We start from the raw sequence: 17924 nt of genomic DNA on the forward strand, positions 1-17924 counted from the left end.
TGGCCGCACCACCGATCTAACTGACTTTCACCGCCACAAACGCCGCCGTCACATACGGCACCGTCACCACGTCCTTGCCCCGCAGTTCAGGCTCGGCATCCACCAACACCCGCATCTGCTCATCCACTGTCGCCCGCTCCGCTGCCGGCAATGCCGAGACGAAACTGGTGGAGCGCACTCGGTTGAAAATCACATCTTCCGGCGCGCCCGTATGCCCATGGCTGAATTGCTGCTCTTGCAGCGGTCCGAACGCGGCATGCGGAAAAGCCCGACGCCAGGCTCCGGTGTAGAAACGCGGGGTATCGCCCTCCAGCGCATTGACGATCGCATCCAGTTTGGGCACCCAGCGCACGCGCGTGTCGCGCAGGTTCCACACCAGCCCCAGCTTGCCGCCGGGTTTGAGGACCCGGGCAATTTCAGTCAGGGCTTCGCCGCTGGCAAACCAGTGAAAGGCCTGGGCGCAGATCACCACATCCACCGATGCGTCCGGCAGCGGCAGGTCCGTGGCCGTGCCGCTTACCGCCAAAACATCAGGCCAGGCTTCAGACAGTTTTTCGAGCATCTGCGGCACCGGCTCCACGGCAATCACCAGCGCCCCGGTCGCTACCAGCCGACCGGTGAACTTGCCAGTCCCGGCGCCCAGATCGACCACGGATTTATCCGCATTCAAACCCAGCGTGTCTGTCAGCCAATCGGCTACTTGTGGCGGATAATCCGGGCGACCGCGAACGTAGGTGTCGGCAGCCGATTTGTAACCGGCGGCCGCTGAGTGATGGACCTGTTTCATGACAACGCTCCACTACGACTTCGAACGCTGTCGAGCATAGCGCCTCGATTTGCGCTTTCCTTGAAAAGACCGCCAGAAAGAAATGAATAATTGTTCACCCTGCGGTGTTCACTTGGCATCACCCATGAGGATCGCCCGTGAACAACCTGAACCCGGATTCGCCGATACGTTACGACCGCCTGACCATGATGCTGCACTGGCTGACCGCCGTGCTGGTGATTGGCCTGTTCGCCAGTGCCCAGGTCTGGGAACAACTGGCCAAGGGCACGCCACTGCGCAAGGAACTGCAGGCATTGCACATTTCCTGCGGCCTCCTGCTCGCGGTGATCGTACTCAGCCGACTGCTCTGGCGCCTGTCCCGGGGCCGGCGCTTGCCGCCCGCCAATCGGGGCGTCATGAATAGTCTGGCGAAGACCGCGCACCTGGCGCTCTATGCGTTGTTGCTGAGTCAAATCGTGCTGGGTTTCCTGTTTCGCTGGGCCCAGGCAGAACCGTTCAACTTTTTTGGCCTGTTCGATGTCCCAACCTTGATCACCTTCGATAAAAGCATGAAATCGGTGTTCGGCGGTCTGCATGAACAGGTGGCGTGGGCCATTGTGATACTGGCCGGGCTGCATGCGCTCATGGCTCTGGTTCACCATTACGGCTTGCGTGATAACACGTTGCGCCGCATGTTGCCGGGCCGTGGTTTGGACTGATACGAATAATCTCTGGAGCTTCGCCATGAATAGCCGTTTTGCTGTTTTTAGTGCCCCACTGCTGCTCGCCGTTGCATTGTCCAGCTCCCTGGCATTGGCCAATGGCGATGACGAAGAACCCGCCAAACCCAATTGTCCCAAAGGCCAGGTCTGGGACAGCAAATCGCAGAAATGCGTGATGCAGACCAGTAGCCTCGTACCGGATGCCGATCGCACCGACTACGCCTACCGCCTGGCCAAGGACGGGCGTTATGAAGAAGCCCTGGCCTTGCTCGATACGCTGAAAAACCCGAACACCGCCAAGGCGCTTAACTACCGCGGCTATGCCACGCGTAAACTGGGGCGCACCGACGAGGGCATTGGTTATTACCTGAAATCGGTCGAACTCGATCCACAGTACGCGCAAGTCCGCGAGTACCTCGGCGAAGCTTATGTGATCAAAGGCCGCCTGGATCTTGCACAAGAGCAGTTGCAGCAGATCAAATCGATTTGCGGCAACACCTGTGAGGAATACCAGGACCTGGCCGAAGCCATCCACGATTCATCGAAAACCTGACGGGACGGAGGTCGCCATCGCCAGCGATCAGGCAATACGGGCAGAGCTGGGCCAGCACCTGGCGCGTTTATGGCGCTACGGCCTGCTGCTGTCCCGGCAACGGCATGTCGCCGAAGACCTGGTGCAGGCCACCTGCGTGCGGGCGCTTGAACGAGCCGGGCAATTTGTCCCCGGCACCCGCATGGACCGCTGGCTGCTGAGCATCCTGCATTCGATCTGGCTCAACGAAGTGCGCTCGCGGCGGGTGCGTCAGGGCCAGGGGCTGGTGGATGCCGACAACGCCTTGTCGTTCGACGGTGAGCATGTCGCGCAAACCCACGTGCTCGCGACGCAGGTGATCCGGCGCGTCGATGCACTGCCCGAAGCCCAGCGCGAAACCGTTTTTCTGGCCTACGTCGAAGGCTTGTCCTATCGCGAAGTCGCCGAAGTGCTGGACGTGCCCATCGGCACGGTCATGAGCCGACTGGCCGCTGCACGGGCGAAACTGGCCGAGTATCCGCCGTTGCACGCCGTGCCGAACCCCACCACCGGAGAACGTCGATGAACGATCACGCGAAACCGTCGGATGAGCAACTGGTGGCTTACCTTGACGACCAGCTCGATAGCGACCAGCGCAGCCGTATCGACGCGGCCATCGCCGAAGATTCGACGCTCAACCTGCGCCTGCAATGGCTGGCCCGCAGCAGCCTGCCATTCCGGGAGGCCTACGAGGAAGTGACACAACAGGCACCGTTGGACCGCTTGCACGCCATGCTCGACACCTTGCCCTCGCCAGCCCCGCCGGCGATGAGTCGACGCTGGTTTCTTGCCGCCGCGGCCGGCCTGGTGGTGAGCGGTGTGCTGGCGGACCGGTTGTTCCTGGGCTGGCAGGCGAGTCAGCAGAAGAACAACTGGCGTGGTCTGGTGGCGGACTACATGGTGCTTTATGTGCCACAAACCCTGGAACACCTGCCCAACGACGAAGCCACGCAACGTGCGCAACTGCGCACCATCGACGCACGCCTGGGACTGAGCCTTTTACCAGGGGAACTGGCCCTGCCACGCGTCGAACTCAAGCGCTCGCAGATCCTCGAGTACGACGGCATGCCCATCGCCCAGATTACTTATCTGGACCCGGCGCATGGCCCCATGGCGCTGTGCGTCACCCGCGCCAACAGCGGCAGCCGACACTTCGCACACGAGCGTCGGCACGGGATGAACGTGGTGTATTGGGCCGATATGGAGCATGCGTGGATGCTGATCGGACATAACCCGGCGTCGGAACTGGAAGAGATGGCGAAGGTGCTGCGCGGCCGGTTGAGCGCTTGATCAAACAGGTCGCGCCTCGCCTCAGGAATTGCGCTGATTCATGCAGGGGTGGGAAGCCACGACCGAAACCGCGCGCCCCCCAGCGGTGAAGGCTCGACCGTGAGTGTACCGCCCTGCGCCTCCAGCGCCCTTCGGCTGATCGCCAGCCCCAATCCAAACCCGCCCGTCGCTCTGTCCCGACTGCGGTCCAGGCGGTAGAACGGCTCAAAAATCCGCTCACGTTCGTCATCGGGAATGCCGATCCCGTCGTCATCGACCCAGATTTCACACCCCTTTGCGCAGACCTTCACACCAATCTGAATGCGCTTCTCGCAATAGCGCATCGCGTTGCGCAGCAGGTTCTGAATGGCGCGAGCGGTGAGGCGCGGGTCGAGACTGAAGCGTTCGAGCTGGCCGTGAAGCAGCACGTCAATCACGATTTCCGGAGAATCCAGTTCTTCGTCGACACTGCCCAGAATGCTGTCGATGAATTCGTCCAGCGACACTTCGACCTGTTCCGGCAAACGCGCCGGGTTTTGCAGGCGGCTGTAGGAGAGCAGCTCCAGCACCAGTTCGTCGAGTTCGCGGATGTGCGCAACCAGGCCTTGCAAACGCTCGCGGCTGGCGGCCGGCAAGTCGTCGGACAGCGCCAGGGCCAGGCCAAAGTCCAGCCGTGTCAGCGGCGTGCGCAGCTCGTGGGAGACCGCGTCGAGTAAATCCCGCTGCTGGTTGAGCAGGTTTTCAATGTCGCCCGCCATGGTGTCGAACACGTGGGCCAGGCTACCGATGTTGGAGCTGGCGGAAATCTTCGTGCGCTCACTCAAGTGCCCCTTACCGAAGCGCTCGGCAGTGCCTTTGAGGCGTTCCAGATCGCGCCAGTGCGGGCGCAGCCAGGCCAGCAGACACGCCAGCATCGTCGCACCGATCAGCACGTTGATGCTCCAGTACAACAGATTGACGTCCAGCGGGTCCGGCGGCACGACCATTTGCACCACCGTTTGTGGGTTCAACGGTGTCACCGCCAAGGTGCGCCAGCCCCAGTCGCCAATGCGCACCACGCTTTCGCCACGCTGCAGACGCTGCTGCTCTGCCGGGGTCAAGCCAGGATCGTCACTGCCGGTCAGCACGATGCGCAGCGGGTTGAATTCCTTGTCCATTTCGCTCGCCAACGCCGGCCATTGTGCCTCGGGCACGGCGTGGAACTGCTTGACGATGAGGGTTTGCAGCCCGCGGGAATAATCGAGGTTGTAGGTAACGAAGCGCTCCTGGAAGACCTTGATCACCACGTCCGGCACCAGATAAATCGCCGCGCTGTAGGAGACGATCGTCACCAGATACAGGCGAAACAGGATTCTGAACATCGCCTCAGCATTCCCATTCGGAGCGGCTGAACAGATAACCCTTGCCCCACACGGTCTTGATCTTGCGCGCTTCGCCAGCGTTATCGTCGAATTTGCGCCGCAACTTGGAGATCGCCACGTCCACCGATCGGTCGGTGCCGTTGAATTCGATACCGCGCAGGCGTTGCAGGATCTGGTCACGACTCAGCACTTCACCGGCATGTCGGGCCAGCACCACCAGCAGGTTGTATTCGCCGCTGGACAGTTCGACCAGTTGTTCGCGCCAGGTCACGGTGCGCTCGGACAGGTCGATGCACAGATTGCCCATGAGAATGCGGTCGTTGGCGGTCTGCGGCTCGCTAAGGCTGCTGCGGCGCAACAGCGTACGGACGCGAGCCAGCAACACACGGGGTTCGCAAGGTTTGGTGACGTAGTCATCGGCGCCCATTTCCAGGCCCAGCACCTGATCGTGGCTGTCGTCCCGGGCGGTCAGCATCAGGATCGGCAGCGTGGCCGAGTCCGCTCGCAGCAAGCGACAGACTTGCAGGCCGTCGAGGCCCGGCAACATCAGGTCGAGGATCACCAGGTCCGGCGGATTGATCCGCGCGCGCTCGCGCACGTGATCGCCTCGGCTGATCACACTGACGGAATAACCGTTGCGTTCCAGGTAGCTGGCAATCAGTTCGGAGAGCGCGGTGTCGTCTTCGACCAGGAGGATGTTGGGCATGGGTGTTTCCAGAAAGTGCAGTGGCGCCTGTTGTGCCGGCATCGCTAGCAGGCTAGCTCCCACAGTTGATAGGGGATGTTCACAAAACCTGTGCTCACATCAACCCCTGTGGGAGATAGCCTGCTAGCGATGGCAGCAAGACAAGCGCTGAAAGAATCAAGCCACGAAGGATATACGCCCTCACCCCTGCCTGAGTAAAACCCTTACACAATTTCACACAGCACCAACAAAGCTTCACCGCTACCCTCGTCGCCTCCCCGTAGGATGCGGGAGTTCATTATTGGGGTATTTACATGTCAAAGAACCTGCTTGCCAAGCTCAGCCTGCTGGCACTGGCGATGACGCTGAGCGCTTGTGACAAGTCCTCCAACGCCGAAGAACAGGCGCCATTGGCCACCGTGCGCGTCGAAACCCTCGACGCCCGGCCTCTGTCGATCACCAGCGAACTGAGCGGGCGGATTGCCGCGCCCCGGATCGCCGAAGTTCGCGCCCGTGTCGCCGGCGTCGTTTTGCAACGGGTCTTCCACGAAGGCAGCGATGTGAAGAAAGGCGACGTGCTGTTTCGCATCGACCCTGCCCCTTTCAAGGCTGACCTGGACAGTGCCGAAGCGGAACTGCGAAAAGCCGAGGCCAATGCCTTTCAGGCGCGCCTGCAAGAGCAGCGTTATGCCCAGTTGATCGAAGGCAATGCCATCAGCGGCCAGGACTACGACAACGCGCGTTCCGCCGTGCGGCAAACCGCCGCCGAGGTCGCCGCCAACAAGGCCGCCGTGGAGCGGGCGAAACTCAACCTCGGCTACGCCACCGTCACCGCGCCGATTTCCGGGCGCATCGGCCGTGCACTGGTCACCGAAGGTGCGTTGGTCGGGCAGAACGAAACCACGCCACTGGCATTGATTCAGCAGCTGAACCCGATTCATGCCGACCTGACTCAATCGACCCGTGAACTCAACGACCTGCGTCGCGCCTTCCGTTCCGGTCAGTTGCAGGAAGTGGGTCAGGGTCAGGCCAAAGCCACGCTGATCCAGGACGACGGCAGCCTTTATCCGTTGCCGGGCAAGCTGCTGTTCACCGACATCACTGTCGACCCGGGCACCGGCCAGATCATCCTGCGCAGCGAGTTCCCCAACCCGGACCTCGACTTGCTGCCCGGCAGCTTTGTGCGGGTGCGGCTGGAGCAAGCGGTGAATCAGCAAGGCATCAGCGTGCCGCAACGGGCCATCCAGCGTGACAGCGCCGGTATTGCTCAGGTGCTGTTGCTCGATGCGGATCAACGGGTCGGCCAGCAACCGGTCGAGCTGGGCGCCGTGCAAAACGATCGCTGGATCGTCACCGCAGGCCTCAAGCCCGGCGACCGCATCGTCATCGAAGGCCTGCAACACGCCAAGCCCGGCGAGAAAGTGCAGATCGACGATTCCCCTCTTCCACTTGCCCAGGCCACTGGTCAGTAAGCAGGACGCTTTTTTATGCCGCAGTTCTTTATCGATCGCCCGGTGTTCGCCTGGGTGGTTGCCCTGTTCATCCTGCTGGCTGGCGCCTTGGCCATTCCACAGTTGCCGGTGGCGCAGTACCCCGATGTCGCGCCGCCGCAGATCGAAATCAATGCAGTGTACCCCGGCGCCTCGGCGCAAACCGTGGACGAAAGCGTGGTCAGCCTGATCGAGGAAGAGCTCAACGGCGCCGATCATCTGTTGTATTTCGAGTCCCAAAGCAGTCTCGGCAGCGCCACGATCAAGGCGACTTTCCAGCCGGGCACGAACCCGGAAATGGCCCAGGTGGATGTGCAAAACCGCCTGAAAGTCGTGGAGTCACGCCTGCCGCAAGCGGTCAATCAGCAAGGCTTGCAAGTGGAGAAAGTCTCCGCCGGCTTCCTCCTGCTGATTACCCTGACCTCCACTGACGGCAAGCTCGACGACGTGGCGCTCAGCGATTACCTGGCGCGCAACGTGATGAACGAGATCAAGCGTCTGGACGGTGTCGGCAAGGCTCAGCTGTACGGTGCCGAACGGGCGATGCGGATCTGGATCGACCCGCAGAAGCTGATTGGTTTCAACCTGACACCGGCCGACGTCAACGCGGCCATCGTCGCGCAGAACGCGCAGGTCTCGGCCGGCAGCATCGGCGATCTGCCGACCCGCACCACACAGGAAATCACCGCGACCATTCTGGTGAAAGGGCAGCTGTCGACCCCGGAAGAATTTTCCGACATCGTGCTCAAGGCCAATGCTGACGGTTCGACGGTGCGCATCGGCGATGTGGCGCGGGTCGAGATCGGCAGCCAGGAATATCAGTTCGGCACGCGCCTGAACGGCAAGCCGTCCACCGCCGTCGGCGTGCAGTTGTCGCCCGGCGCCAATGCCCTGAGCACCGCGACGCTGGTGCGGGCGAAGATGGATGAACTGGCGCGCTACTTCCCGGCCAACGTCGAATACAAGATCCCCTACGACACGTCGCCCTTCGTCAAAGTCTCGATCACCAAAGTGGTTTACACCCTGGTCGAGGCGATGGTGCTGGTGTTCGCGGTGATGTTCCTGTTTCTGCAAAACATCCGCTACACGCTGATCCCGACCCTGGTGGTGCCGGTGGCATTGATGGGCACTTTTGCGACCATGCTCGCGCTGGGGTTCTCGATCAACGTGCTGACCATGTTCGGCATGGTGCTGGCCATTGGCATTCTGGTGGACGACGCCATCGTCGTGGTGGAGAACGTCGAGCGGATCATGGTCACCGAAGGCCTGTCGCCGAAAGAGGCGACCCGCAAGGCGATGAAGCAGATAACCGGCGCGATCATCGGCATTACCCTGGTGCTGGTGGCGGTGTTCATTCCGATGGCGTTCATGCAGGGTTCGGTCGGGGTGATTTACCGGCAGTTCTCGTTGTCGATGGCCACCTCGATTCTGTTCTCGGCGTTCCTCGCCCTGACCTTGACCCCGGCGCTCTGCGCAACGCTGCTCAAGCCGATTGCCAAGGGCGACCATCACGCCAAGGGCGGTTTCTTCGGCTGGTTCAACAAGCGCTTCGAGCAACTGACCGAGCGTTATCAGGGCTGGGTCGCCTATGCGCTGAAACGCAGCGGCCGCTACCTGATGATCTATGGCGTATTGCTGATCGGTCTGGGCCTGTGTTTCAGTCGCCTGCCCTCTTCGTTCCTGCCGGTGGAGGATCAGGGGTACACCATCACCGACATTCAATTGCCGCCCGGCGCGAGCAAGAATCGCACGGTGCAGGTGGTCGAGCAGATCGAAGCCCACAACGCCAAGGAACCCGGCGTTGGCGACAGCACGGTGATCCTCGGCTTCAGCTTCTCCGGCAGCGGGCAGAACGCGGCGCTGGCTTTTACCACGTTGAAAGACTGGTCGGATCGCGGCAACGACGACTCGGCGAGTTCGATTGCCGACCGCGCCAACATCGCGTTCAGCCAGATCAAGGACGCTATGGCGTTCTCGGTCCTGCCGCCACCGGTGGACGGCCTTGGCACCTCCAGCGGTTTCGAGTTCCGCTTGCAGGACCGTGGCGGCCTCGGCCATGCCACGCTGATGCAGGCGCGCACCCAGTTGCTGGCGGCTGCCGAGAAAAGCCCGATCCTGATGAACGTGCGCGAAAGCGCGCTGGCCGAAGCGCCGCAGGTGCAACTGATCGTGGACCGCAAACAGGCGAATGCGTTGGGGGTTTCGTTCGCCGACGTCGGCAGCGTGCTGTCCGCTGCTGTCGGTTCGGCCTACATCAACGACTTCCCCAATCAGGGGCGGATGCAACGGGTGGTGGTCCAGGCTGAAGGTGATCAGCGCAGTCAGGTCGCCGATCTGCTGAAGATCCATGTGCGCAACAGCAGCGGGAAAATGGTACCGCTCTCGGCCTTCGTCCAGGCCAAATGGACCCAGGGACCGGCGCAATTGACCCGTTACAACGGCTACCCGGCGATCAGTATTTCCGGCGAACCGAAACCGGGTCACAGCACCGGTGAAGCCATGGCGGAAATCGAACGGCTGGTCGCGCAAGGGCCTGCAGGGTTGGGTCAGGAATGGACCGGGTTGTCGTTGCAGGAACGGCTGTCCGGCAGTCAGGCACCGATTCTGCTCGGCTTGTCGTTGCTGATCGTGTTCCTGTGCCTGGCGGCGTTGTATGAAAGCTGGTCGATTCCGACCTCGGTGCTGCTGGTGGTGCCGCTCGGCGTACTCGGTGCGGTGCTGGCAGTAACCTTGCGCGGAATGCCCAACGACGTGTTCTTCAAGGTAGGGCTGATCACCATCATCGGCCTGTCGGCGAAGAACGCGATCCTGATCATCGAATTCGCCAAGAGCCTGTACGACGAAGGTCACGACCTGATCGACGCCACGCTGCAAGCCGCGCGCCTGCGCCTGCGGCCGATCGTCATGACGTCCCTGGCGTTCATCCTCGGCGTAGTGCCGCTGGCGATCGCCACCGGTGCCAGCTCGGCGAGCCAGCAGGCCATCGGCACCGGGGTGATTGGCGGGATGATCACCGCGACACTGGCGGTGGTGTTTGTGCCGGTGTTTTTTGTGGTGGTGATGAAACTGGTGCGCAAGCGGCATAAAGATCGCTAACCAACATGGCTCATCCCCTGTAGGAGCTGCCGAAGGCTGCGATCCTTTGATCTTGCCTTTCGGCAGTCTTCTGCAACTTCAAAAGATCGCAGCCTTCGGCAGCGCCTACAAAAGCGTGTTTACCTGGGCTATGGTGGGCAGACTTCTGCCTCTGTGAACTCCAATGCCCCTCCTCCCCCGCACCCACCCTCGCCTGTCCGCTGCCGTCACGCTCGGCGTCGCGGTGGGCATTCTGGCTCCGGCCGACTCGATCATCAGCAAAATTCTCTTCGGCTGGAACGCCGGTGTCTGGACCTACCTCCTGCTGATGCTCTGGCTCACTGCACGCTCCAAAGCGCCGGACGTGAAGCGCATCGCCGAGGTCGAAGATGAAAACGCTGGAATGGTGCTGTTCGTGGTGTGCATCGCTGCGATTGCGAGCCTGGCGACCATTGGTTTCGAACTCGCCGGCAGCCGGGAACTGGAAACCACCCGCAAGCTGCTGCACTACGGTTTCACCGCGCTGACCGTGATCGGTTCATGGCTGTTGATCGGGGTTATTTTCAGCGTGCATTACGCCCGTCTGTTCTACACCTGGGATGGAAAAGACCCGGCACTGCGCTTTGCCGAAGGCCTGACCACCCCCAATTACTGGGACTTCCTGTATTTCTCGTTCACCATCAGCGCGGCGGTGCAGACTTCCGATGTCGGCGTGGCAACCCGGGATCTGCGCAAGATTGTGCTGGCGCAATCGCTGATCGGTTTTCTGTTCAACACGGCGATCCTCGGCTTTTCGATCAACATCGCCGCAGGCCTGTTCAACTGATTCGTGCACAAACGTTCTAGGCATCGCCCTCGCCACGGGCGTTAAATAAGTCGGCAATCCGTCTCACAGGTGCAGCATGACCACTCACAACTGGATCGACCTGGCCCAGGACGCCGACACCGGCATCGAGACGCTGCGCGCGCATTTCGAGGGCCACGCCTACGATCCGCACTGGCATGACAGCTATCTGGTGGGGGTCACCGAACAAGGGGTTCAGCAGTTCAACTGTCGGAGGGCCAGGCACCAGAGCACGCCGGGCAAGGTGTTCTTGCTTGAGCCGGGTGATATTCATGACGGCGAAGCGCCAACGGTCGACGGTTTCACCTACCGCATGCTGTACCTCGACCCGCAGTGGTTGCAGCGCGAACTCAGCGCTGTTTTCGACAACGCGCCCGACAACAGTGAGTTGAGCTTCGCCAAGACACTGGCCACCGACATACGTCTGGCCAATGCCACCAGCCAAGCATTTCAGGCGCTGCATCAAAGTGAACTGAAAATCGTCCGCCAGACCGCCCTCGACGGTTTGCTCGAACGCCTCACCACTCATTTGCACTGGCGCGTCCGTTACGGCGAGGACCCGCGTTTACCATTGGTGGCGCACAAGGCTCGGGAGTATCTGCACGCCCATGTTCACGAGGACATCGGCCTTGATCAACTCGCCGCCGCAACAGGCGTCGACCGTTTCCGCCTGACCCGCGCTTTCAAGGCTGCCTACGGCATGGCACCCCACGCGTACCTGGTGCAATTGCGCCTGGCCAAGGCGAGGCGAATGCTGGCCCGTGGCGAACAACCGGCGGCGGTGGCGATGGCACTGGGATTTGCCGATCAGAGCCATCTGGGGCGCTGGTTTGTACGGGCTTATGGCCTGACGCCAGCGTTGTATCGCAAGCGCTGCTCAAATCTTCCAGACAGTTGATCGCGGGGTTGTGAAGATCGGCTTCAACGATCTTCAGCGGAGTTTGCCTGCGATGTTGTCCACTTTCCCGACGTTACTGCCCTTCCTGTTGTTTGCGTTCGTGGCGTCGATCACGCCCGGTCCGACCAACATTCTGGTGTTGAGCAACAGTGCCCGCTACGGGCTGGCCGCCGCCGTGCCGATCATTTTTGGCGCCTGCGCCAGTGCTGCGACCATTGTGTTGTTGGTCGGTAGCGGCGCCGGCTCCTCGCTGACCGCGTTGCCCTCGGTGCAAACCGCGATGCAGTGGATCGGCGTGGCCTGGCTGAGTTACCTGTCCTGGCAGATCTTCAGCGCCCCGGCCGAAGCCGTGACCGCGCGGGACACCGATGCCCGACTCGGGTGGGTGGGCGCCGCCGGCCTGCAATTGATCAACCCGAAAACCTGGATGATGGCGCTGGCCGTGGTCAGTGTCTTTGCCGGGGGCGGTGAAGAGCGCCTGGTTCACGTGATGTATTTGTCCCTCGCGTTTTTCCTGATATCCCTGCCGTGCCTTGGGGTCTGGGCATTGCTCGGCGCGGGGTCTGCGCAGTGGTTGCGCTCGCCCCGGGCGATGCAACGTTTCAATCGCTGCATGGCTCTGTTGCTGTTGGGTTCGGCCTGGTTGAGTCTTTGGGCCTGAATCCCATTCGTCGGCCATTGTCGGACAATCGACGATGCAGGACTTGACAGTGAATTGGGTTTTGCTGTCTTCTGAAACCGGTTTCAGTGCCATCCCGATCGCACGAACCTTATAACTCCAATAAGAAGGTTTCAGCCCGTGAACGATTTCTCCGCCGCCCAACGCAGCCGCGTCACCATGCTTGATGTTGCCGAGCACGCCAAAGTCTCCAAGGCCAGCGTGTCGCGGTTCATCGGCGATGATCGCGCCTTGCTGTCCGATGCGACGGCCTTGCGCATCGAACAGGCGATTGCCGAATTGGGCTATCAGCCGAACCAGATGGCTCGCGGCCTGAAACGCGGGCGGACCCGCCTGATCGGCATGCTGGTCGCCGACATTCGCAACCCTTATTCGATTGCCGTGATGCACGGGGTGGAAACCGCCTGCCGTCAGCACGGCTACAGCCTGGTGGTGTGCAACACCGACCGCGATGACGAGCAGGAATGCCAGCACCTGGCCCTGCTGCGCTCCTACAACATCGAAGGGCTGATCGTGAACACCCTCGGCCACCACCGCGACGCCTTGCAGGAACTGCATCGGGAAATGCCCCTGGTGCTGGTGGACCGCAAGGTCGAGCACCTTGAAAGCGACATGGTCGGGCTGGACAACCCGCAAGCGGTCGAGATCGCCATGGCCCACCTTGAAGATCGCGGTTATCGCGATGTGCTGATGGTGAGCGAACCGTATGACGGCACCAGTTCGCGGATCGAACGCAGCGTCAGCTTCAAGGCGCAGATCGCCCAGCGTTCGGCGCTGCGCGGGACGCTGATCGAAACCGGCAGTGAGCTCACGGCACACCTCAAAACCTTTCTCGATACACCCGGCCCCGGCCCGAAGACGCTGTTCTGCGCGAACGGGATTGCGGCGCTGGCCGCCACCCATGCGTTGCGCGAGTTGAAGTGCAACCTGTTTGAAGAGATCGGTCTGATTGCCCTCGACGACCTGGATTGGTATCCGCTGGTGGGCAGCGGCATCACCGCCCTCGCCCAACCGACGGCCGAGATTGGCGCGAGCGCGTTTGAGTGCTTGCTCAAGCGTTTGCGTGGGGATGACGGGCCGGTGCGGACCCTGGATTTTTCGGCGCGGTTGATTGAACGGGGGTCGACCCTTGGAAACTGTCGGTGAATGGACCGGCCCCATCGCTAGCAGGCTAGCTCCCACAGTGGTCCGTATTCGCAGCCCAATGTGGGAGCTAGTTGCCAGCGATGGGCCATCACCACACCACCTCATCCTTTTTTTTGAACAAAAATGAAACCGGTTTCAGAGGTCTAGAACAATGCATAAACCACCCGTTTCCATCAGCCTCTCCAGCTACGGCGCCGATCTGGTTCGCCAACGCGGCCAAGGCAGTTTCGTCGATATCCTGTACGCCGCCGGTGCCCATTGCATCGAATGGCGCGAAGAGTTGCTGACGATCGAAGACCCCGCACAACTGGCCGATGCCGCACAGGCCAAGGGCCTCGAAAGCGTGTATTCCTCGCCGATGGAACTGTGGCTGGCCGGGCAGTCGAAACCCAATCCCCAATTGACCACAGCCCTGCAACGCGCCCAGGCTTTCGGTGCCAAATGGCTGAAGGTGTCCCTCGGTTACTTCACGGATACCTGCGACCTCAGGACCCTCGCACAGATCCTCGGCAAAAGCGCCGTGCAGTTGCTGGTGGAAAACGATCAGACCTTGCACGGTGGACGCATCGAACCCTTCCAGCGCTTTTTCGCGGCGGTCGAGCAACACCATCTGCCAATCAACATGACCTTCGACATCGGCAACTGGCATTGGCAGGACCAGTCCGCCAGCAGCGCCGCGCGCCTGCTCGGTCGGCATGTCGGCTACGTGCACTGCAAAGCCGTCTCGCGTCGGGACGACGGCAAACTGGTTGCCATACCGCCTGCCGCCAGCGACCTGCATCTGTGGGAACAACTGTTGCGGCACATGGCCCAAGGCGTAATGCGGGCCGCGGAATATCCACTGCAAGGCGACGACCTGGTGCAGCTCACCACCGAGCATGTCGCCGCCCTCGCCCGCCTCGGCCAACCTTGCGTGGAGAGCGCTCATGCCTGAGATCGATATCCTGTCGTTCGGCGAAACCATGGCCATGTTCGTCGCGGATCACAACGGCGACCTGGCGAACGTCGACCACTTCCACAAGCGCATTGCCGGGGCCGACAGCAACGTCGCCATCGGCTTGTCGCGACTGGGATTCAACGTGGCATGGCTGAGCCGGGTCGGCGACGATTCGCTGGGCCGGTTCGTGATCGACACGCTGAGAAAGGAAGGCATCGATTGCAGCAACGTTGCGATCGATGCTGAACACCCGACCGGGTTTCAGCTCAAGTCGCGCACCGACGATGGCGACGACCCGATGGTCGAGTATTTCCGGCGCGGATCGGCGGCGAGTCACTTGTCGCCGCAGTCCATCCTCCCCGAGTTGCTCAAGGCGCGGCACTTGCACGCCACCGGCATTCCTGCAGCGCTATCGGAAACGGCGCGGCAGATGTCGTTCGAACTGATGACGCGCATGCGCGAGGCCGGGCGCAGTGTGTCCTTCGATCCAAACCTGCGTCCGAGCCTGTGGGCCAGCACGCAACAGATGATTACCGAGACCAACCGCCTCGCCGCCCTCGCCGACTGGGTGCTGCCGGGTTTGAGCGAAGGCCGATTGCTGACCGGCTTCGAAGACCCTGCCGACATCGCGGCGTTTTACCTCGACCGGGGCGCCGAAGCCGTAGCGATCAAGCTCGGCCCCCACGGCGCTTATTACCGCACGCATCTGGATGAAGGTTTCGTGGCGGGCGTGCCCGTGGAAACCGTGGTCGACACCGTCGGTGCCGGTGATGGTTTTGCCGTCGGCATGATCAGCGCGCTGCTGGAAAACCACAGCTTTGCCGACGCCGTGAAGCGCGCCAACTGGATCGGCAGCCGGGCAGTGCAAAGTCGGGGGGATATGGAGGGGTTGCCGACCCGTTCCGAAATGTCCGCCGAATTCGAAACCGCTCTCGCCAGCAGGCTGGCTCCCACAGGGGATTTGTGTCGCCTACAGATCCAGTGTGGGAGCTAGCCTGCTAGCGATGAGGCCTGCTCAATCACCGAAGATTTGAACCCGTTACCTGCTGCGACAAAAACAACAAGCTCAGGAGCACCATCATGAAAACCGCAACGCTTGCCGCCCGCCGCTGGTGGTACATCATGCCCATCGTCTTCATCACCTACAGCCTGGCGTACCTGGACCGCGCCAACTACGGCTTCGCGGCCGCCTCCGGGATGGCCGCCGACCTGATGATCACGCCCGGCCTGTCGTCGATGCTCGGCGCACTGTTCTTCCTCGGTTACTTTTTCTTCCAGGTGCCGGGGGCGATCTACGCGCAAAAGCACAGCGTGAAGAAACTGATATTCGTCAGCCTGATCCTCTGGGGCAGCCTGGCCACCTTGACCGGGATCGTCTCCAACGCCTACTGGCTGATCGTCATTCGCTTCATGCTCGGGGTGGTCGAAGCCGCCGTGATGCCGGCGATGCTGATTTACCTGTGCCACTGGTTCACCCGCGCCGAACGCTCCCGGGCCAACACCTTCCTGATTCTCGGCAACCCGGTAACCATGCTCTGGATGTCGGTGGTGTCGGGTTATCTGGTGCAGCATTTCAGCTGGCGCTGGATGTTCATCATTGAAGGCTTGCCGGCTGTGCTCTGGGCATTTATCTGGTGGCGTCTGGCCGATGATCGTCCGGCCGAGGCCAAGTGGCTCAGCGACCAGGAAAAGCAGGATCTGGAAAGCGCCCTCGCCGCCGAACAGGTCGGCATCAAAGCCGTGAAGAACTACGCCGAAGCCTTCCGCTCACCGAAAGTGATCATCCTGGCCTTGCAGTTTTTCTGCTGGAGCATCGGCGTCTACGGTTTCGTGCTGTGGCTGCCGTCGATCCTCAAGGCCGGCGCGCAAATGGACATGGTCGAAGCCGGCTGGCTCTCCGCGCTGCCGTACCTGGCGGCGGTCATCGGCATGCTGCTGGTGTCCTGGGGTTCGGACAAACTGCAAAAGCGTAAACGCTTCGTCTGGCCGCCGCTGCTGATCGCCTCGATTGCCTTCTACGGATCGTACGCGCTGGGCGCCGAACACTTCTGGTGGTCGTACACCCTGCTGGTGATTGCCGGCGCCTGCATGTACGCACCGTACGGACCGTTCTTCGCGATCATTCCGGAAATCCTCCCGGCCAACGTGGCAGGCGGTGCGATGGCGTTGATCAACAGCATGGGCGCGTTGGGTTCGTTTGGCGGTTCCTATCTGGTCGGTTACCTGAACAGCTCCACCGGTTCACCCGGCGCGTCATACCTGCTGATGAGCGGTGCACTGATGCTTTCGGTGGTGCTGACGATTTTCCTCAAGCCCGGTGCAAGTGACCGGGAGCGTCCCTCGGTTGCGGTAACGCGCCCTACCGCCGCCCATCCTTGAATTGATGCAGAGATGAATACGATGAAAAAGCAGGTTGTGTTGTACAAGAAACTTTCGCCGCTGCTGATGGCTCGCCTGCATGAGCAGACGGAGGTGACGCTGATCGACAATCTCGACGCCGACGGGCTCGCGCAACTGCGTGAGGCCCTGCCCCGCGCCCAAGGCTTGCTCGGTGCCAGCCTGAAACTGGACGCCGGGTTGCTCGACCTTGCGCCAGATCTGCAAGCCATCGCCAGCGTCTCGGTGGGTGTCGACAACTACGACATCGACTACCTGACCGAGCGGCGCATCCTGCTCAGCAACACCCCGGATGTCCTCACCGAAACCACCGCCGACACCGGTTTCGCGCTGATCCTGGCGACGGCCCGGCGCGTGGTGGAACTGGCGAACATGGTTCGCGCCGGCCAGTGGAAACGCAACATCGGCCCTGCACAGTTCGGCACTGATGTGCACGGTAAAACCCTGGGCATCATCGGCATGGGCCGGATTGGCGAAGCGCTGGCCCAGCGCGGGCATTTCGGTTTCGGCATGCCGGTGATCTATCACAGCCACTCGCCGAAACCGGCGATTGAGCAGCGCTTCAAGGCGCAGTACCGCAGCCTTCCGGAGCTGTTGCAACAGGCCGATTTCGTTTGCCTGACCTTGCCACTGACCGCTGAAACCGAAGGATTGATCGGCGCCGAGCAATTTGCGCTGATGCGTCCGGAAACCATCTTCATCAATATTTCACGGGGCAAAGTCGTGGACGAAGCAGCGCTGATCGAGGCATTGCGTTCGGGGCAGATTCGCGCGGCGGGGCTGGATGTGTTCGAGCGTGAACCGTTGAATCCAGACTCGCCGCTGTTGCAGTTGAACAACGTGGTGGCGACGCCGCACATTGGCTCGGCGACCCATGAAACGCGGGAAGCGATGGCCACGTGTGCGGTAGACAACCTGTTGACGGCGCTGGCGGGTGGGCGGCCGAAGAATCTGGTGAATGAGCGGGCGTGGCAGGGCTGAGGGACTTGGAGTTTGTCAGATAGCTATCGCTAGCTGCTCCCACATTGGATCTGTGGCGTTCACAAAACCTTGTGGGAGCGGGCTTGCCCGCGATGAGGCCCGC

The 17924-nt window shown here is 61.6% G+C and carries 17 protein-coding genes; 14 read left to right on the forward strand and 3 right to left on the reverse strand.

The window, feature by feature from the left end; translation table 11 throughout:
* Window positions 1-16 precede the first annotated feature (16 nt).
* On the reverse strand, window positions 17-787 hold the full coding sequence (locus tag ACM6IQ_RS20475) for a class I SAM-dependent methyltransferase (RefSeq protein ID WP_414879671.1): 771 nt from the start codon (window positions 785-787) through the stop codon (window positions 17-19).
* A gap of 137 nt (window positions 788-924) precedes the next feature.
* On the opposite strand from ACM6IQ_RS20475, the gene ACM6IQ_RS20480 reads away from it, so the two are divergent.
* The 4 genes from ACM6IQ_RS20480 to ACM6IQ_RS20495 are packed head-to-tail and all read left to right on the forward strand — an operon-like array spanning window position 925 to window position 3349.
* The gene (locus tag ACM6IQ_RS20480) at window positions 925-1485 is read left to right on the forward strand and encodes a cytochrome b (protein ID WP_017338644.1); all 561 of its coding nucleotides are present in this window, start codon (window positions 925-927) and stop codon (window positions 1483-1485) included.
* Window positions 1486-1510: 25 nt separating this feature from the next.
* The gene (locus ACM6IQ_RS20485) at window positions 1511-2041 is read left to right on the forward strand and encodes a tetratricopeptide repeat protein (protein WP_414879672.1); all 531 of its coding nucleotides are present in this window, start codon (window positions 1511-1513) and stop codon (window positions 2039-2041) included.
* A gap of 46 nt (window positions 2042-2087) precedes the next feature.
* Complete coding sequence (locus tag ACM6IQ_RS20490) at window positions 2088-2585, forward strand: RNA polymerase sigma factor (protein ID WP_202967131.1); 498 nt, start codon at window positions 2088-2090, stop codon at window positions 2583-2585.
* Complete coding sequence (locus ACM6IQ_RS20495; protein ID WP_414879673.1) at window positions 2582-3349, forward strand: anti-sigma factor family protein; 768 nt, start codon at window positions 2582-2584, stop codon at window positions 3347-3349. The genes ACM6IQ_RS20490 and ACM6IQ_RS20495 overlap by 4 nt, the downstream gene beginning before the upstream one ends.
* A 38-nt stretch (window positions 3350-3387) precedes the next feature.
* On the opposite strand, the gene ACM6IQ_RS20500 is transcribed toward ACM6IQ_RS20495, so the two are convergent.
* Both ACM6IQ_RS20500 and ACM6IQ_RS20505 read right to left on the reverse strand, forming a co-directional pair.
* Window positions 3388-4689 carry an ATP-binding protein gene (locus ACM6IQ_RS20500; RefSeq protein ID WP_017338640.1) on the reverse strand — a complete coding sequence of 434 codons (1302 nt, stop codon included), beginning with the start codon at window positions 4687-4689 and terminating at the stop codon, window positions 3388-3390.
* A gap of 4 nt (window positions 4690-4693) precedes the next feature.
* The gene (locus ACM6IQ_RS20505; protein ID WP_017338639.1) at window positions 4694-5395 is read right to left on the reverse strand and encodes a response regulator transcription factor; all 702 of its coding nucleotides are present in this window, start codon (window positions 5393-5395) and stop codon (window positions 4694-4696) included.
* A gap of 293 nt (window positions 5396-5688) precedes the next feature.
* On the opposite strand from ACM6IQ_RS20505, the gene ACM6IQ_RS20510 reads away from it, so the two are divergent.
* The 10 genes from ACM6IQ_RS20510 to ACM6IQ_RS20555 all read left to right on the forward strand — a co-directional run bounded on the left by ACM6IQ_RS20510 (window position 5689) and on the right by ACM6IQ_RS20555 (window position 17821).
* Entirely contained in the window at window positions 5689-6846 is a 1158-nt protein-coding gene (locus ACM6IQ_RS20510; protein WP_017338638.1) for an efflux RND transporter periplasmic adaptor subunit, read from the forward strand.
* Window positions 6847-6861: 15 nt separating this feature from the next.
* Window positions 6862-9960 (forward strand): multidrug efflux RND transporter permease subunit, encoded by a 3099-nt coding sequence (locus tag ACM6IQ_RS20515; protein ID WP_414879674.1) that lies wholly within the window; start codon window positions 6862-6864, stop codon window positions 9958-9960.
* Between the two features lie 163 nt (window positions 9961-10123).
* Window positions 10124-10765, forward strand: coding sequence for a DUF1345 domain-containing protein (locus ACM6IQ_RS20520; protein ID WP_017338636.1), 642 nt, complete (start codon window positions 10124-10126; stop codon window positions 10763-10765).
* Window positions 10766-10841: 76 nt separating this feature from the next.
* Complete coding sequence (locus tag ACM6IQ_RS20525) at window positions 10842-11681, forward strand: AraC family ligand binding domain-containing protein (RefSeq protein ID WP_414879675.1); 840 nt, start codon at window positions 10842-10844, stop codon at window positions 11679-11681.
* 52 nt (window positions 11682-11733) lie between these two features.
* Complete coding sequence (locus ACM6IQ_RS20530; protein ID WP_414879676.1) at window positions 11734-12342, forward strand: LysE family translocator; 609 nt, start codon at window positions 11734-11736, stop codon at window positions 12340-12342.
* A gap of 138 nt (window positions 12343-12480) precedes the next feature.
* Entirely contained in the window at window positions 12481-13506 is a 1026-nt protein-coding gene (locus ACM6IQ_RS20535) for a LacI family DNA-binding transcriptional regulator (protein ID WP_414879677.1), read from the forward strand.
* 151 nt (window positions 13507-13657) lie between these two features.
* The gene (locus ACM6IQ_RS20540) at window positions 13658-14440 is read left to right on the forward strand and encodes a sugar phosphate isomerase/epimerase family protein (protein WP_414879678.1); all 783 of its coding nucleotides are present in this window, start codon (window positions 13658-13660) and stop codon (window positions 14438-14440) included.
* Window positions 14433-15437: a sugar kinase gene (locus ACM6IQ_RS20545; protein ID WP_017338631.1), complete on the forward strand. Its 1005-nt coding sequence runs from the start codon at window positions 14433-14435 to the stop codon at window positions 15435-15437. Before ACM6IQ_RS20540 ends, ACM6IQ_RS20545 begins: the two co-directional genes overlap by 8 nt.
* An 86-nt stretch (window positions 15438-15523) precedes the next feature.
* Window positions 15524-16822, forward strand: coding sequence for an MFS transporter (locus tag ACM6IQ_RS20550; protein WP_017338630.1), 1299 nt, complete (start codon window positions 15524-15526; stop codon window positions 16820-16822).
* A gap of 21 nt (window positions 16823-16843) precedes the next feature.
* Window positions 16844-17821 (forward strand): 2-hydroxyacid dehydrogenase, encoded by a 978-nt coding sequence (locus ACM6IQ_RS20555; RefSeq protein WP_414879860.1) that lies wholly within the window; start codon window positions 16844-16846, stop codon window positions 17819-17821.
* Window positions 17822-17924 lie beyond the last annotated feature (103 nt).

This window comes from Pseudomonas sp. IT-P100 (genome assembly GCF_949767185.1).
GTDB classification, from domain to species: Bacteria; Pseudomonadota; Gammaproteobacteria; order Pseudomonadales; family Pseudomonadaceae; genus Aquipseudomonas; species Aquipseudomonas fluorescens_B.

What these genes read in the sequence shown, in the direction of transcription:
- ACM6IQ_RS20510 (WP_017338638.1), top strand. Translation starts at nt 5,689, where the DNA reads ATGTCAAAGAACCTGCTTGCCAAGCTCAGCCTGCTGGCACTGGCGATG.
- ACM6IQ_RS20555 (WP_414879860.1), top strand. Translation starts at nt 16,844, where the DNA reads ATGAAAAAGCAGGTTGTGTTGTACAAGAAACTTTCGCCGCTGCTGATG.
- ACM6IQ_RS20545 (WP_017338631.1), top strand. Translation starts at nt 14,433, where the DNA reads ATGCCTGAGATCGATATCCTGTCGTTCGGCGAAACCATGGCCATGTTC.
- ACM6IQ_RS20500 (WP_017338640.1), bottom strand. Translation starts at nt 4,689, where the DNA reads ATGTTCAGAATCCTGTTTCGCCTGTATCTGGTGACGATCGTCTCCTAC.
- ACM6IQ_RS20505 (WP_017338639.1), bottom strand. Translation starts at nt 5,395, where the DNA reads ATGCCCAACATCCTCCTGGTCGAAGACGACACCGCGCTCTCCGAACTG.
- ACM6IQ_RS20530 (WP_414879676.1), top strand. Translation starts at nt 11,734, where the DNA reads ATGTTGTCCACTTTCCCGACGTTACTGCCCTTCCTGTTGTTTGCGTTC.
- ACM6IQ_RS20485 (WP_414879672.1), top strand. Translation starts at nt 1,511, where the DNA reads ATGAATAGCCGTTTTGCTGTTTTTAGTGCCCCACTGCTGCTCGCCGTT.
- ACM6IQ_RS20520 (WP_017338636.1), top strand. Translation starts at nt 10,124, where the DNA reads ATGCCCCTCCTCCCCCGCACCCACCCTCGCCTGTCCGCTGCCGTCACG.
- ACM6IQ_RS20540 (WP_414879678.1), top strand. Translation starts at nt 13,658, where the DNA reads ATGCATAAACCACCCGTTTCCATCAGCCTCTCCAGCTACGGCGCCGAT.
- ACM6IQ_RS20550 (WP_017338630.1), top strand. Translation starts at nt 15,524, where the DNA reads ATGAAAACCGCAACGCTTGCCGCCCGCCGCTGGTGGTACATCATGCCC.
- ACM6IQ_RS20495 (WP_414879673.1), top strand. Translation starts at nt 2,582, where the DNA reads ATGAACGATCACGCGAAACCGTCGGATGAGCAACTGGTGGCTTACCTT.
- ACM6IQ_RS20515 (WP_414879674.1), top strand. Translation starts at nt 6,862, where the DNA reads ATGCCGCAGTTCTTTATCGATCGCCCGGTGTTCGCCTGGGTGGTTGCC.
- ACM6IQ_RS20475 (WP_414879671.1), bottom strand. Translation starts at nt 787, where the DNA reads ATGAAACAGGTCCATCACTCAGCGGCCGCCGGTTACAAATCGGCTGCC.
- ACM6IQ_RS20525 (WP_414879675.1), top strand. Translation starts at nt 10,842, where the DNA reads ATGACCACTCACAACTGGATCGACCTGGCCCAGGACGCCGACACCGGC.